This is a genomic window from Streptomyces sp. NPDC002888, assembly GCF_042888465.1.
In the GTDB taxonomy this organism is placed as follows: Bacteria; Actinomycetota; Actinomycetes; order Streptomycetales; family Streptomycetaceae; genus Streptomyces.
In genome coordinates, this window is sequence record NZ_JBIAPU010000007.1 from 111,126 (window position 1) to 126,108 (window position 14,983).

Annotated in this window: 13 protein-coding genes; 2 read left to right on the forward strand and 11 right to left on the reverse strand. The window is 69.9% G+C overall.

Annotation, left to right across the window (positions count from 1 at the left end; genetic code table 11):
* Positions 1 to 14: 14 nt before the first annotated feature.
* The 11 genes from ACFYWX_RS13695 to ACFYWX_RS13745 form a co-directional block, all read right to left on the reverse strand.
* A complete protein-coding gene (locus ACFYWX_RS13695; protein WP_389424177.1) occupies positions 15 to 1,946 on the reverse strand; it encodes an MFS transporter in 1,932 nt (643 codons plus the stop codon).
* A 473-nt stretch (positions 1,947 to 2,419) separates the two neighbouring features.
* The gene (locus ACFYWX_RS13700; RefSeq protein ID WP_389424178.1) at positions 2,420 to 2,917 is read right to left on the reverse strand and encodes an Hsp20/alpha crystallin family protein; all 498 of its coding nucleotides are present in this window, start codon (positions 2,915 to 2,917) and stop codon (positions 2,420 to 2,422) included.
* 46 nt (positions 2,918 to 2,963) lie between these two features.
* Positions 2,964 to 4,745 carry an FAD-dependent oxidoreductase gene (locus tag ACFYWX_RS13705; RefSeq protein ID WP_389424179.1) on the reverse strand — a complete coding sequence of 594 codons (1,782 nt, stop codon included), beginning with the start codon at positions 4,743 to 4,745 and terminating at the stop codon, positions 2,964 to 2,966.
* The gene (locus ACFYWX_RS13710) at positions 4,745 to 5,008 is read right to left on the reverse strand and encodes a UBP-type zinc finger domain-containing protein (protein WP_389424180.1); all 264 of its coding nucleotides are present in this window, start codon (positions 5,006 to 5,008) and stop codon (positions 4,745 to 4,747) included. Before ACFYWX_RS13710 ends, ACFYWX_RS13705 begins: the two co-directional genes overlap by 1 nt.
* A gap of 6 nt (positions 5,009 to 5,014) precedes the next feature.
* Positions 5,015 to 5,473: a thioredoxin gene (gene trxA, locus ACFYWX_RS13715; RefSeq protein WP_030039833.1), complete on the reverse strand. Its 459-nt coding sequence runs from the start codon at positions 5,471 to 5,473 to the stop codon at positions 5,015 to 5,017.
* The gene (gene clpB, locus ACFYWX_RS13720; protein ID WP_389424181.1) at positions 5,470 to 8,109 is read right to left on the reverse strand and encodes an ATP-dependent chaperone ClpB; all 2,640 of its coding nucleotides are present in this window, start codon (positions 8,107 to 8,109) and stop codon (positions 5,470 to 5,472) included. Before clpB ends, trxA begins: the two co-directional genes overlap by 4 nt.
* Positions 8,100 to 8,507 carry a chaperone modulator CbpM gene (locus ACFYWX_RS13725; RefSeq protein WP_389424182.1) on the reverse strand — a complete coding sequence of 136 codons (408 nt, stop codon included), beginning with the start codon at positions 8,505 to 8,507 and terminating at the stop codon, positions 8,100 to 8,102. Before ACFYWX_RS13725 ends, clpB begins: the two co-directional genes overlap by 10 nt.
* Positions 8,507 to 9,454 carry a DnaJ C-terminal domain-containing protein gene (locus ACFYWX_RS13730; protein ID WP_389424183.1) on the reverse strand — a complete coding sequence of 316 codons (948 nt, stop codon included), beginning with the start codon at positions 9,452 to 9,454 and terminating at the stop codon, positions 8,507 to 8,509. Before ACFYWX_RS13730 ends, ACFYWX_RS13725 begins: the two co-directional genes overlap by 1 nt.
* Positions 9,455 to 9,460: 6 nt before the next feature.
* A complete protein-coding gene (grpE, locus tag ACFYWX_RS13735) occupies positions 9,461 to 10,078 on the reverse strand; it encodes a nucleotide exchange factor GrpE (protein ID WP_389424184.1) in 618 nt (205 codons plus the stop codon).
* 9 nt (positions 10,079 to 10,087) lie between these two features.
* Positions 10,088 to 11,998: a molecular chaperone DnaK gene (gene dnaK, locus ACFYWX_RS13740; protein ID WP_389424185.1), complete on the reverse strand. Its 1,911-nt coding sequence runs from the start codon at positions 11,996 to 11,998 to the stop codon at positions 10,088 to 10,090.
* 51 nt (positions 11,999 to 12,049) lie between these two features.
* The gene (locus ACFYWX_RS13745; protein WP_389424186.1) at positions 12,050 to 12,538 is read right to left on the reverse strand and encodes a general stress protein; all 489 of its coding nucleotides are present in this window, start codon (positions 12,536 to 12,538) and stop codon (positions 12,050 to 12,052) included.
* 222 nt (positions 12,539 to 12,760) lie between these two features.
* On the opposite strand from ACFYWX_RS13745, the gene ACFYWX_RS13750 reads away from it, so the two are divergent.
* Together ACFYWX_RS13750 and ACFYWX_RS13755 are read left to right on the forward strand one after the other, a co-directional pair.
* A complete protein-coding gene (locus ACFYWX_RS13750; RefSeq protein ID WP_389424187.1) occupies positions 12,761 to 14,533 on the forward strand; it encodes a PucR family transcriptional regulator in 1,773 nt (590 codons plus the stop codon).
* A gap of 193 nt (positions 14,534 to 14,726) precedes the next feature.
* Positions 14,727 to 14,954 carry a hypothetical protein gene (locus ACFYWX_RS13755; protein ID WP_389424188.1) on the forward strand — a complete coding sequence of 76 codons (228 nt, stop codon included), beginning with the start codon at positions 14,727 to 14,729 and terminating at the stop codon, positions 14,952 to 14,954.
* Positions 14,955 to 14,983: the final 29 nt, after the last annotated feature.

Below are 14,983 nucleotides of genomic sequence, written 5' to 3' on the forward strand. Positions count from 1 at the left end.
TCCTTCTGCCCCGGTCACTGCTGGTCATGGGGGTCGCCCGGTGCGCTGTCGAGCCGTCCGGGTCCGTCCGTCGGCGCGTAGCTGCCGTCCGCAAGGCCCTCGGCCCGGGACTCCCGCACGGACTCACGCAGGGCACGGCGGAAGCGACCGGGGCCCCAGGAACGGCCGCCCACGGCCTGTTCGAGTCGGTCGCGGCTCGTCGGGCCGGCTTCTCGGAGCGCGTGGGTGATCTGTTCGATCTCGTCGTCGAGGCGTTGTTCGGCCATGGCGGACGTACGGCTTGCCGTGCCCGCGGTGCCGGCCATCCCCGGCGAGTACAGGGTGCTGCCCGGTCCGGTGCCCGGGCGGTAGCGGCGGGCTCCGGTGCGCTCCCGCTCCTGACGGCGGGCGGTGCGGTCGGCGATCCGCAGGTCCCGCTCGTGCGCGGCCTGCCGGACGTGTGCGGGACGGAGGCGGTCTCGTGCGTCCTGCGGCGCGGGCTCGTTGCGCCAGGCTGCGTCGGTTTCCTCAGCGGTGAGCGGCCGGGCGATGTTCTCCAGGGACTGTTGTTCGGCCCGGACACCGAAGAAGACCTCGGCCAGCCCGCCCAGCGCCATGGCGGCCGCTCCGACGAGGAAGCCGATGGCCACCAGGTCGGCGTCGCCACTGTGAATCAAGTGGCCGAACAGCAGCGGGCCGGTGATTCCGCCCACCGCCGTGCCGATCGCGAAGAACAGCGAGATGGACAGGGCTCGGGTCTCCATGGGGAAGACCTCGCTCACCGTCAGGTAGGCCGAGCTCGCTCCCGCGGACGCCACGAAGAAGGTCAGCGAGACCAGCAGGAAGAACCACCATGTCGTCAGGGAGCCGTTGACCAGCAGGACGGCGAGGACGGCTGCCACGACTGCCGAGCCGAAGTAGGTGCCCGCGATCATCGGCTTTCTGCCAACAGTGTCGAACAATCGGCCGAGAAGGAGTGGTCCGAGGAAGTTGACGATGGCGAAGAGGGCCAGGAAGTAGGGGATCGAGCCGGAGCCGATGTCGAAGAAGCCGTTCAGGATCGTGCCCAGGTCGAAGACGATCGCGTTGTACAGGAACGCCTGTCCGACGAAGAGCGCCAGACCGAGAACGGCGCGACGCGGGTACCGCCGCAGAGCCGCGCCGGCGATCTCCCTGAACGGAATGACGTCGCGCTGCCGTACGGTGACCGCCTCGCCCGGTTCCGGCAGCTCGCTGCCGGTCTCTTGGCGCACCTCGGCCTCGATCCGGTCGACGATGCGTTCAGCCTCGGCTTGGTGCCCGTGGATGAATAGCCAGCGTGGACTCTCCGGCACATGGCGGCGTACCAGCATGATGCCCAGGCCCAGGATGCCGCCCAGGCCGAAGGCCAGCCGCCAGCCGAGGTCGGCTGCCAGCAGACTCTCGTTGAGAAGCAGCACGGCGACCAGGCTGCCGAGCGCCGCACCGACCCAGTAGCTGCCGTTGATGGCCAGATCCACCTGCCCGCGGTTGCGGGCCGGAATCAGCTCGTCGATGGCCGAGTTGATCGCGGCGTACTCTCCGCCGATGCCCATGCCGGTGATGAAACGGGCGAGGTAGAGGTACCAGGCGTCATGGGCGAACGCGGTCGCGACGGTGGCGAGGATGTAGATGCCGAGCGTGAGCATGAACAGCTTCTTGCGCCCGTAGCGGTCGGTGAGCCTTCCGAACAGGAGAGCGCCCGCACACGCGCCTGCCACGTAGATGGCGGCGGCAGTGCCTATGTCGGCGCTGGTCAGGTTGATGCCGCTGCCCGGCTCGGTCATACGGGCGGCAACCGCCCCGACGATCGTCACTTCGAGACCGTCCAGAATCCAGACGGTTCCCAGACCGATGACGATCCGCCAATGGAATCGGGACCACGGCAGCCGGTCCAGCCGGGCGGGGACCTTGGTGGTGACGACACCGAGCTCGGCGGTGGTGGTCATGCCATGCCTCCTCGTTCAGGGCCATGGGCTGTTGCCTGGAGAGGGACAGAACAGGCCGGAATGGGCCGGTCCGCCTAGGGTGGTCTTCTGTGCTGCGCTGCCACCTTCTGGGACACCGTTTTCGCTTTCGCCATGAGGGCGACACGATGCTCTGGCACTGCGAGCGTGGGTGCGGAGCGGAGGGAAGCAAGCGATATCCGACGGCCCAGGACGCCGAGCGTTACGCACGGGCATTCGACCGCGAGGACCAGGCAGACATGGGCCGGCGAGCCCCGCTGGGTCTGCTCCCCCTTCGGCTGCTGCGCGCCTGGCGTCTGCGGCGCCGAAAGGAAGCCGGTGGCGAGCCACATGCCGAGTCTCCGCCGCCGTGAGGGGTTGTGATACGGGACGTCATTCATGAGTCACCCCGGATGTCGAGCCTCGCCGGCCCGGCCGCGGTGCCGGACGGGTGTCCGGAACTGCGGCGTCGCGTCTCAGCCGCTGCTCCCGGTGCTTTCACTCGTCTCGCTGATCTCGACGTGCCGGGGCTTTGCGACCTCGGCCTTGGGGACGGTGATGGTGAGCACCCCGTCCGACATCTGCGCATTGATCTTTTCGGTGTCGACTTCTCCGGGCAGCCGCAGCCGGTACTCGAAGGCTCCGGTGCGGCGGGTGCTCCGTCGCAGGACACCTTTGCGTTCCTTCTCCTTGATCTCTCCGGTGACCACCAGCTCCTGGCCGCTCGCTTCGACGTCGATGTCCTTGCTCTTGACGCCGGGGAGTTCGATCTCGATGTGGAAGGCGTCGTCGGACTCCGTGACATCCGCCAGGGGTGTCCACGCGACTGCGGGCGCCGCGCCTCCCACCGTGGATTCGATCAGTCCGCTCATCTCGCTGAGCAGTTGGTCGAACTCCGTCAGCGGATTGCGTGCCCAGCCAAGCGGCCTGGCCTGCATTGCGGCACCCCGTTGGTGCCGGACGGGCGTAGTCATTCCCATCGCCTCCTTCTCCTTCTCGTGATCTCGTCGCTCTCTGGGGTCATGCGAGCCAAGCGGACTCCTTCGGACGGGTGTGCGGGGAGCTGTCGGTGCCGCCGGGCGCGGCCGTGTGGCCCAGGTAGCGGTGCACGAAGTGGATGCTCATCGCGCCTTCGCCGACCGCGGAGGCCACGCGTTTCACCGAGCCGCTGCGGACGTCGCCGGCGGCGAAGACGCCAGGCAGGCTGGTCTCCAACGTCAGGCAGTCGCGGCCCTGGCTCTGCCACAGTCCGGGGACGGAGCAGGCCTGCGCCTCCGCCCCGGTGAGCACGAAGCCGCGCGCGTCGAGGGCGAGCGCGTTGGACAGCCACTCGGTGTGGGGCTCGGCGCCGGTGAAGACGAACAGGGCGCGCACCGCGAGGTGCCGATGCTCGCCCGTACGGTGGTCGAAGACGGTGACCGCCTCCAGCACCTTGTCGCCGATTGCCTCGGTCATCTCGGTGTGCAGCAGCACGCGCACCCGCGGGTGGCGCTCGACCTGATCGATCAGGTAGCGGGACATGTGTGCCTCGAGGCTCGGCCCACGGACGAGCAGATACACCTGCGGTGCGTACCCGGCCAGGAAGAGCACGGCCTGGCCCGCGGAGTTGCCTCCGCCGACGACGGCCACCGGGTCGGTGCGGCACTGCTGGGCCTCGTAGACGGTCGCCGAGTAGTGGACGCTCGTTCCCTCCAGGCGTTCGATGCCGGGCACCTGGAGGCGGCGGTAGCGAGCGCCGGTGGCCAGGACGACGGCACGGGCGGTGATCTCGCTGCCGTCGGCGAACCCGACGGCGTAGTGCCCGTCCCGCGGTTCGAGCCGGGCCGCCTCCGCCGGGACGCTGATCCTGGCGCCGAACTTGTCGGCCTGGAGCACAGCGCGTTCGGTGAGTTCGGCGCCGGAGATGCCGGAGGGGAAGCCCAGCAGATTCTCGATGCGGGACGACGTGGCGGCCTGGCCGCCGCTGGCCATGGCCTCGACCACGGTCGTGCCCAGGCCCTCCGAGGCGGCGTTCACCGCGGCGGCGAGACCAGCGGGTCCGGAGCCGACGATCAGGAGATCGCCGTGATGGTTTCCGGCAGGCAGCGACGGCAGGCCCATGAGCCGGGCCAGTTCCGCGTTGCTGGGGTTGCGCAACAGAGTGGTGTCCCGCCAGATGACGAGCGGTGTCTCCTCCGGGCCGACGCCGAAGCGGCGCAGCAGCTCCTCGGCCTCCTCGTCGGTCTCCAGATCGATCCAGCGGTGCGGCAGCCGGTTGCGGGCGGCGAACTCGCGCAGCCGCCGGGTGTCAGGCGAATAGCGCGAGCCGATGATGCGGAAACCGGCGCCCTGCCCGACGAGCAAAGCACGGCGGCCCAGGCAAGCGCGCAGCACCACATCGCCAAGGACGGAGTCCCGGGTCACCAGGTCACGCAGCTGATCCATGGACAGGGCGAGGGCCTCACCGGGGTCCCTGACCATGGCGGTGTAGAAGGCCACCTGCCCGTTCAGGAGGCCGAGTTCGCCGATGAAGCGGCCGGGGCCGTGCACACGCAGCAGACGTTCGTCGGGCGTGCCGTAGCCCTCGACGATGGCGACCGAGCCACTGAGGACGACGTAGAACGTCTCGCACCGCTCCCCCTCCCGGATCAGCACGTCACCGGCGTCAACCGCGCGCCGCCGGCCATGCTGCGCCAGGCGGGTCATCTGGTCGTCCGGCAGGCGGGGATAGGCGCCGTAGATGTCGGCGGTCTCGAAGGGGACGCTCTCCTCCGCCTCGTCCGGCACGGGCACCGGGCTTGGCCGCGTCTCGTCGCGGGCCATCACACGAACGCCTCGTGGACGAAGCACCACCGCCAGTCCTCGCCGGGCTCCAGCGACGCCACGATCGGATGGTCGTCGGCGGCGGCGTGACGGCGCGCGTGCCGGTTCGGCGAGGAATCGCAGCAGCCGACGTGGCCGCAGGTCAGGCAGAGCCTGAGGTGGACCCATGGGGAGCCGAGCAGCAGACACTCCTGACACCCTTCGGGGGTCAGTGGCTGGACCGGCCGGACGAGCGCGAGGTGGGGGTCGGTTCGTACGGTCATGGCTGATCACCCTTTCCCGGCCGGTTCGCGGCCCGCGATCGACTGCTCCACCCACCGCTGCAGGGCAGGGGCAGGTGCGGCACCCGCCTGCCGGGCGATGGTCTGCCCTTTGTCGAGGACAAGCAGCGTCGGTACCGCCTGGACCTCGAACCGCTGCGCCAGGCGCGGGTTCTTGTCGATGTCGACCTTGACCAGCTTGATCTTTCCCGCGAGATCGGCGGCGACCTTCTCCAGCGCGGGGCTCACCATGCGGCAGGGGCCGCACCAGGTGGCCCACAGGTCGACGACGACGGGCACGGTGGCCTGCTCGACGACCTCGGTGAAGTCGTCGTCGCCCGCGTCGGCCATCCACGGCAGAGGCTGCTTGCAGTTGGCGCACCTGGGGCGGCCCTCGGCGGCCACGGGTACCCGGTTGGTGCGCCCGCAGTGCGGGCAGGTGACGTTGGTGGCTTGCACGGTACTCATGCCGCCCTCGCTCCCTTCACGTCCTCGGGCTGGTCGTAGGTGACGACCAGCTCTCCGTGCTCGGCGTCGACGCGGACCTTCGCGCCGTCCTGGACGTCGCCGCGCAGCAGGGCGCGCCCGACCAGCGTCTCGACCTCGTGGGAGATGTAACGCCGCAGCGGCCGGGCCCCGTACACCGGGTCGTAGCCCTGGTGGGCGATCAGCTCCCTTGCTGCGTCGGTGAGTTCGACGGTGATGCGGCGTTCGGCGACCCGCTGCCGCAGCTCGTCGAACTGCAGCTCCACGATCCGCTCGATCTGCCGCTCACCGAGCGGCTTGAACAGCACGATGTCGTCGACGCGGTTGAGGAACTCCGGACGGAAGTGCCCGCGCAGCTCACCCATCACCAGGGCGCGGGCGTCCGGCTTGATCTCACCCTCGGCGGTGGCGCCGTCGAGGAGGTGCTCGGAGCCGATGTTGGACGTCATGATGATCACGGTGTTGCGGAAGTCGACGGTGCGGCCCTGGGCGTCGGTGATGCGGCCGTCGTCGAGGATCTGCAGCAGGGTGTTGAAGACATCGGTGTGCGCCTTCTCGATCTCGTCGAACAGCACAACCGAGTACGGCTTGCGGCGTACGGCCTCGGTGAGCTGGCCGCCTTCCTCGTAGCCGACGTATCCGGGCGGTGCGCCCATGAGCCGGCTGACGGTGTGCCGCTCCTGGTACTCACTCATGTCGAGGCGGACCATGTTCTCCTCGGAGTCGAACAGGGTCCGGGCGAGGGTCTTGGCCAGCTCGGTCTTCCCGACGCCGGTGGGGCCGAGGAAGATGAACGAGCCGATGGGGCGGCGAGGGTCGCGGATGCCGGAGCGGGCGCGGATGATGGCGTCGGCGACGAGCTTGACGGCCTCGTCCTGGCCGATGACGCGCTCGCGCAGGATGTCGTCGAGGCGCAGCAGTTTCTCGCGTTCGCCCTCCTGGAGGCGGGAGACGGGGATGCCGGTCCAGGCGGCGACGATCTCGGCGATCTCCTCCTCGGTGACGACCTCGCGCAGCAGCCGGTTCTGCCCTTGTTTGGCGGCCAGTTGCTCCTCCTCTGCGGCGAGTCGGCGCTCCAGGTCCTGGAGGCGGCCGTAGCGGAGTTCGGCGGCACGGTTGAGGTCGTAGGCGCGTTCTGCCTCCTCCGCCTCGTGGCGGACCTGCTCCAGTTCCTGGCGCAGCTCCTGCACGCGGCGGATGGCCTGCCGTTCGGCCTCCCACTGAGCGTGCTTGGCGTCGGCCTCGCCGCGCAGGTCGGCCAGTTCCCTGCGCAGCTCCTCCAGGCGGGTTTTGCTGGCCGGGTCGGTCTCCTTGGAGAGGGCGGCCTCCTCGATCTCCAGGCGGGTGACGCGGCGAGTGATCTCGTCGAGTTCGGCGGGCATCGAGTCGATCTCGGTACGCAACCGGGCGCACGCCTCGTCGACGAGGTCGATGGCCTTGTCGGGCAGGAACCGATCGGTGATGTAGCGGTGGCTGAGGGTGGCCGCGGATACCAGCGCGGTGTCCTGGATCTTCACGCCGTGGAAGATTTCCAGGCGTTCGCGCAGTCCGCGCAGGATGGAGATGGTGTCCTCCACGTTCGGCTCTTCGACCAGGACCTGCTGGAAGCGGCGTTCGAGGGCGGCGTCCTTCTCGATGTGCTTGCGGTACTCGTCGAGGGTGGTGGCACCGATCATGTGGAGTTCGCCGCGGGCGAGCATCGGCTTGAGCATGTTGCCCGCGTCCATGGCTCCTTCGGCGGCGCCCGCGCCTACGACGGTGTGGAGTTCGTCGACGAAGAGCAGGATGTGCCCCTGGGCGGCCTTCACCTCGGACAGCACGGCCTTGAGGCGTTCCTCGAACTCGCCCCGGTACTTTGCCCCGGCCACCAGGGAGCCCATGTCGAGTGCGAACACGGTCTTGTCGCGCAGTCCTTCGGGCACATCACCGCGGACGATGCGCTGGGCGAGGCCCTCGACGATGGCGGTCTTGCCGACGCCGGGGTCGCCGATGAGGACCGGGTTGTTCTTGGACTTGCGGCTGAGGATCTGGGTGACGCGGCGGATCTCGGCGTCCCGGCCGATGACCGGGTCGAGTTTGCCGTCCCTGGCCTCGGCGACCAGGTCGCGGCCGTACTTCTCCAGGGCCTCGTACGCCACTTCGGGGTTGGCCGAGGTCACGCGCTGGTTGCCGCGGATCTGGGTCAGCGCGCTCAGGAACGAGTCCCGGGTGATGCCGTGCTCCTTGAGCAGCCGTCCGGCGGCGGTGGACGAGCCCTCCTCGGCCAGGGCCAGCAGGAGGTGCTCCACGGACACGTACTCGTCCTTGAGGCGTTTGGCCTCCCGCTCGGCCGCGTCCAGCAGCCGGGACAGGCGCTGGGTGACGAACACCTGGCCCGGTGCCGCACCCGGGCCGGTCACCTTGGGCCGGCGGGAAAGCTCCTCACGCACAGCCGCACTGAGCTCCTCGGGCTCCCTGCCCGCCTGTTGCAGCAGCCGCGGGATCAGGCCGTCCTCCTGGTCGAGGAGCGCGAGCAACAGATGCTCGCCGTCGATCTCGGTCTGGCCCATGCGGACGGCGGCGGTCTGCGCCTCCTGGAGGGCTTCCTGTGACTTCTGGGTGAGACGGTTCATGTCCATGGCGGTATGTCACTCCTCGTACCGGCGCGGCGCAGTGCGGCTTCGAGCAGGCTGATGCGGTCCAGCAGATCGAGCACCAGACCGATGGATGCGTAGTTGAGACACAGACCGGAGCGCAGCCGCTGGACGCGGGCGAGAACCGCCGGGGCCGCGGAGTCGAACACCAGGCGCCCCGCAGCGTCGCGCTCGGCGTCGAGCAGGCCCAGGGCGACGAACCGGCGGACCAGGTCGGGATGGACGCCGGCGCGGCGGGCCACGGTGTCCAGGGAAAGCCTGGGCACGGGGACGAGCGCGTACCGCACGGCCGTGGAGCCGGCGCTCGTCCGTACGGGACGCCCGCCCGCGTCGGCCCGGGCGGTCCGACCGCCGGTCGCCGCCCATGAGGGTCGGTCGCTCATCACGTCCTCCTGGGGTCGTACGAAGAGGTGGCGGCGAGCTCCTCGAACAGCTCGCGCTCCCGGTCGCTGAGCTTGGGCGGCACCATGACGCGGAGTTCGGCGTAGAGGTTGCCGTCGGCACCGCGCGGGTTCGGCATGCCCTCGCCGCGCAGCCGCAGCCGCCGGCCACTGGACGAGCCCGCGGGCACCGTGACCTTGGCCGTGCCGCCGCCGGGGGTGGGCACCGGAACTGTCGCGCCCAGCGCGGCCTCCCAGGGGGTGACCGGAAGCTGCACGTACACGTCCCGGCCGTCCAGCCGGAACCGAGGGTGCGGTTGGATACGCACCCGCAGATACAGATCCCCCGCGGCGGCGTCACCACTGCCCCGTCCGCCCTCGCCCGCCAGCCGGATGCGCTGCCCATCGGTGACGCCGGGCGGTACGTCGACCTCGTACCGTCGCGGCTGCCCGGTGGGGCCGGCGAGCGTGACGGTGCGGCGGCCGCCCCTGTACGCCTCCTCGACGGTGAGCGGCAGCTCGGCCTCCTGGTCGGCCCCCGGTACACCGCCGGTGGCGCCGCCTGCTCCGAAGAGCGAGCCGAGCAGGTCCTCGATGTCGACGCCCTCCGCTGCGAAGTCGTCGCCGAAGCCGGTGTACCGGACACGGGGGCCGCCCGCACCAGCGGTTCTCCGAGCGCGGAAGCCGCCGCCCGCTCCGGCCGCGACCCGTTCGTCGAAGTCCTCGGGGATCTTGCGGAAGTCCTCGCCGAAGCGGTCGTAACGGGCCCGTGTCTTGGGGTCCGACAGGACGCTGTACGCCTCGTTGAGGTCCTTGAAGCGTTCCTCCGCCCCCGGGTCCTTGTTGACGTCGGGGTGGTACTTGCGGGCCAGTTTGCGATATGCCTGCTGGATCTCGTCCTGGCTCGCGGTCCGTGACACGCCCAGCACCTCGTAGAAGTCCCGTGCCATGACCGGTCACTCCCGCTTCGCGACAGTCACGGCAGCGGGCCTGAGCTGGCGTTCGCCGTCACCGTAGCCCGGGCGCAGCACCTCGACGACCGTGCCCGGTGGGGCGTCGGGGTCCTGGACGACGCCGACCACCTCGTGCCGGGCCGGGTCGAAGGCGACGCCGGTCTCCGCGTGCCGCGGGTAGCCGAGCAGTTCGAGGACGTTCACCGCCTGGTCGCGGACCGCTCGGACGCCCTCGACGACCGCGCCGGGGTCGGATCCGGCATGGTTCAGGGCGAGTTCGAGGTTGTCCAGGACGGGCAGGAAGGCGGCGGCCGTGCGGGACCGCTCGGACGTTCGTTCCCGCTCCAGTTCCCTGGTGTGGCGCTTGCGGAGGTTGTCGAGGTCGGCGAGCGCGCGCCGCCAGCGGTCCTCGAGTTCCTTGAGCTCGGCCGTGTGCTCGTCCTCGGACGGTGCGGGGCCGCCGGCCGCGTCGGGGCCGGGTTCCTCGTCCGTGTCAGGCCCCGGCCCGGTCGGCGGGCCCGAGCGCGGAAGATCCCCTCGGGGAGGGCGTACGGCGCCCTCCGGAGCCGGGTCGGCCGGGTCCGGCACGGCCGGGTCGGATTCCCTGGGGTGGATCGGCATGGCGGTTCCTCAGTCCTTGTCGAACTCGGCATCGATGACGTCGTCGTCACCGCCACCGCCGCTCGGGCCGCCGCCGGTCGCGCCGTCCCCGGTGGTGTCCTGGTCGGGACCGCCCGTGGTGGCGCCGCCCTGATGCGCCGCCAGCCCTGACAGCACCTGCTGGAGTTCGGAGGTCAGGGGCCGCACCCGCTCCACGCCTGCCTCCTCCTTGACCGCCGCCCGGGCATCCGACACCAGCATCTCGGCGCGTGCCTTCTCGTGCGCGGGTGCGGCGTCGCCCAGCTCAGCGAGGCGCTTGTCGACCTGGTATGCGACGGCGTCGAGCTCGTTGCGGGCGTCGACGGCCTCGCGCAGGGCCTGGTCCTGGCCCTGGTTGCGCTCGGCCTCCTGGACCATGCGCTCGATCTCGCCGCGGTCGAGGTTGGAGCTCTCGGTGATGGTGATGCCCTGTTCCTTGCCGGTGTCCCGGTCACGGGCCTTGACGTTGAGAATGCCGTTGGCGTCGATGTCGAAGGTGACCTCGATCTGTGGTTCGCCCCGCGGCGCCGACCGGATGTCGGTGAGCTGGAACCGGCCCAGCACCCGGTTGTCGGCGGCCCGCTCGCGCTCGCCCTGGAGGACCACCACATCGACGGCCGGCTGGTTGTCCTCGGCGGTGGAGAAGGTCTCGCTGCGGCGCACCGGGATGGTGGTGTTCCGCTCGATGATCTTCGTCATCACTCCGCCGCGCGTCTCCACGCCCAGCGACAAGGGTGTGACGTCGAGCAGCAGGACGTCCTTGACCTCGCCCTTGAGCACCCCGGCCTGGATCGCGGCGCCCAGGGCCACGACCTCGTCGGGGTTGACGCTCATGTTGGCTTCCTTGCCGCCGGTCAGCCGGCGGACCAGAGTCTGGACAGCGGGGATGCGGGTGGAACCGCCGACGAGGATGACCTCGTCGATGTCGCTCTCGCCGACCTTGGCGTCGGCCATCGCCTGCTGCACCGGTCCCAGGCAACGCTCCACCAGGTCGCCGGTGATCTGCTCGAAAGTGGACCGCATGATCGAGTCGGTGAGGTGCTTGGGGCCCGAGGCGTCGGCGGTGATGAACGGCAGGCTGACCTGCGTCTGCGTCACCGAACTGAGCTCGGTCTTGGCCTTCTCCGCCGCCTCGAACAATCGTTGCAGCGCCTGCGGGTCCTTGCGCAGGTCGATGCCGTTCTCCTTCTGGAAGTCGTCCGCGAGGTAATCCACCAGACGCCGGTCGAAGTCGTCACCGCCCAGGTGACTGTCGCCCGCCGTGGAACGCACCTCCACCACGCCGTCGCCCACGTCGAGGATGCTCACATCGAAGGTGCCGCCGCCCAGGTCGAAGACCAGCACCGTCTCGTGCTGCTTCTTGTCCATGCCGTACGCGAGGGCGGCCGCGGTCGGCTCGTTGATGATCCGCAGCACCTCCAGTCCCGCGATCCGTCCGGCGTCCTTGGTGGCGGTGCGCTGAGCGTCGTTGAAGTAGGCGGGCACCGTGATGACCGCCTCCGTGACCCGCTCCCCCAGCTGCTTGGACGCGTCGTCGGCGAGTTTGCGCAGCACCTGGGCGCTGATCTCCTCAGGCGCATAGAGCTTGTCGCGCACCTTGAAGCGGGCGACGCCGCCCGGGCCCTCGACGACGTCGTACGCCACCGCTCTGGCTTCGTCCGGGATCTCGTCGAAGTGCCGGCCGATGAACCGCTTGGCCGAGTAGATGGTGCCCTTGGGATTGAGGATCGCCTGGCGCCGGGCCAGCTGGCCCACCAGCCGTTCCCCGGTGTCGGTGAAGGCCACCACGGACGGTGTCGTACGGTTGCCCTCGGTGTTGGGCACGACGGAAGGTTCGCCGCCCTCCCACACGGCGATCACCGAGTTCGTGGTGCCCAGGTCGATGCCCACTGCCTTGGCCATGAGGAACTCCTCCCGTGCGGCGGCAAGCGCCGGCACTGCGGATCCGATCGTTCAGGTATGGGCGGGACGTCCACCGGCACCGGCGGCCCGCAACCCGCCGAGCAGCCGTACGGCCTCGTCGGCGACCGCTTCGTCCACGACGACGTCGTACCGGCTGGGCTGCATCGAGCGGACGGAGGCGAAGTCCCGTCGGCCGCCCTGCAGGGCGTACAGCAGCAGGCCGAACAGCGCGCCCACGATCGCTCCGAAAATCAGGCCGTAGAGGGCGACGAGCAGGGCCGAGACGAGCGGGTCCACCCAGTCGACCAGGCCGAAGAGCCAGCCGATCAGCGCTCCGGGAAGGGCCCCGCTCGCCGCTCCGTGCAGGGCGGCCCTGCCATAGTCCATACGGCCGACGACCTGCTCGACGAGGCGGACGTCCTGGCCGATGATGGCCACCCGCTGCACGGGAAACCCCTGGTCCGAGAGGTGGTCGACAGCGCGTTCGGCTTCCTGGTACGTCTCGTACGTGGCAACGGGCCTGCGAGGCTGCTCGCTCATCGCCCAGTCCTTCCTGCCGGTGTGCACGGCGGCCCCCGGCACGCCCCAGACTCGCGAACCGAGCAGCTCTACGCCTGCACCCGGCAGGTCAAAGAACGACGGAACCCGTCCCCCCGCGAGCACGAGACGGAGATTCCGGATATCTCGGGTATTTTGGTCGGGGAAGGCCTGGAGGAAGAGGCGCTGTCACCTCTCTGAGGGCTCAGGGAAGGGAGTAATCCCATGCCTGGCTGCAGGGTCCGGAGCGTGTACCGACGCCGTCCCGACCGGGAAGGCGACCTTCCGCCGGGCCGTCTGGGGCAGCACCCCACCATCTCGCGGAGAGGGTCCCGCCCGCCCCTTTCCACCCTGGCATCCCACAAACTGCCGGCAGTCTCCCGCGCCCTGTTCGACACCCAGGACGAAAGCGAGATCCTGCGCCTGGCCATGGACCACGTGTCGTTGGCCGGCCCGTACAGAGCCGAGGCCGGATACCTCAGGGTGCACGGCCATATGGTCCCGAGCCCGCAGGTCGGGCCGGGTCATGCGTCAGCCGTCGACCGGACGGTGCGAGAGCTGACAGGACGGGACGTCCCCGTAACCGTTCCCGGCCGGTCCAGGGGCCGGGCCTTGGCCCTGCACGGACCCGGTGGACTGCACGGCTACCTTGTGGTGACGTCTCGCTCCCGGCCCACCGAGGCCCAGCACCTCCTGCTCGCCACGCTCGTACGCCTCACCGCCGCCGCCCTGTCGGTCGCCGTCGCGCACCGCCGCCAGCGGGAAGACGCCCTGGAGCTGCACCGACTGCGACGGGAACGGGCAGCCTTCCAGCGGCGGCTGATCTCTCTCGTGGTCGAGCTGGGATATCAGCGGGCCGTGCACGAGGCCCTCACCGAGGTCGCGGCCTCGGGCGGCGGCGAGGAGGCCATCACCAGCGCACTGCATGAGCTCACCGGGTTTCCCGTGCTGGTGGAGGACCGCTTCGGCCGACTGCGGTCCTGGACCGGTCCCGGCCGGCCCGACCCCTATCCGGAACCGGACCCCGCACGCCATGAGGAGATGCTCCAGGAGGTCGCCCGGAGAGGCGGACCCGTGCGCATCAAGGACCGGCTGATCTCCCTGGTACGCCCCCGCGGTGAGGTCCTCGGAGTGCTGGCCCTGGTCGATCCCCAGGACGAGGCCGACGAGTACACCGTGTTCGCGCTGGAGCACGCCGCCACGTCACTCGCCCTGGAACTGTCGCACCTGCGCCATCTGGCGGAGGTCGAGCTGCGATTGCGCCGCGAACTGGTCGACGATCTTCTGGGGGGCACGGACAAGGCGAGCGCCTACGCCCGGTCCGAGGCGTTCGGACACGACCTGCACCGCATGCAGTACGTGGTCGTCGTGCAGTGGAGGAACCGGGCCGCGGACGACGCTTTCGCGCGGACCGTGGGCCGCGCGGCTTCGGCCGTGGGCATGCCGTCGCTGGTGACTCGGCGTTCCGACCACGTGGTCCTGGTCGCCGAGGGCAGACCCCACGACCACGCCTTGTACGAGACGCTCGCCCGGGAGACCGGAACGCTTGACGGGACGATCGGGGTGAGCGCCCGCTGCGACACCCCGGACGGTATCCCCGGCCGCTACCAGGAAGCACTGCGCGCCCTGGAGGTACGCCGCCGGTCCCGAAGGCGATACGGCACGACGTTCTTCGACGATCTGGGCCTCTACCGCATCCTGGGGCCTGGAAACGAATACCAGGAGCTGGAGGCGTTCGTCCGGGAATGGCTCGGACCCCTCGTCGACTACGACGGTCGGCACCGTACGGCGCTCGTGGAGACCCTGTCCCGGTACTTCGACTGCGGCGGCAACTACGCCGAGACCGCCGAATCCCTCGCGATCCACCGCAGCACGCTGCGCTACCGGCTCCAGCGCATCCGTGAGATCAGCGGCCATGACCTCACGAACGTGGAGGACCGCCTCAACCTGCAGGTCGCGACGCGGGTGTGGAAGATCATGCTGGGCGGACCGGGTTGAGGCGCCCACGGCGATGGGGCCGGCTCCGCTGTCCCCATCGCCGTGAGGAGCAGGCTGCACTCCGCCGAATTGGCTCGTCAGGCATCACGCAGACCGCCGACAGCGGCTCGAAGGCGATGGCCTGCCGCACACACCGCAAGTGTCCTGCTCCGAGCGGTTCCTCCGCGCCGTAAAACTCGAACCTTGGGCACGAATGGCCTTCCACCAGGCATGGCTCCAGATCGAGGCCACAACCGTCGCGGCCCCCTACGCGACCCTCGTGGCCACGGCGCGAGCGGAAGCCGGCGCGCAAATGAGCCTCGCCTGGCAGCAGCATCCGATCGACACCGACAGCGGCATGAACCTCGGAACCCCGTACCCCCGGGACCGATCGAACGCGGCCCGAGCCACGTGCATCGAGGTGATGCGCCGTCACCTCTGAGAACGACCGTGATCTTGGTGCCAACTATC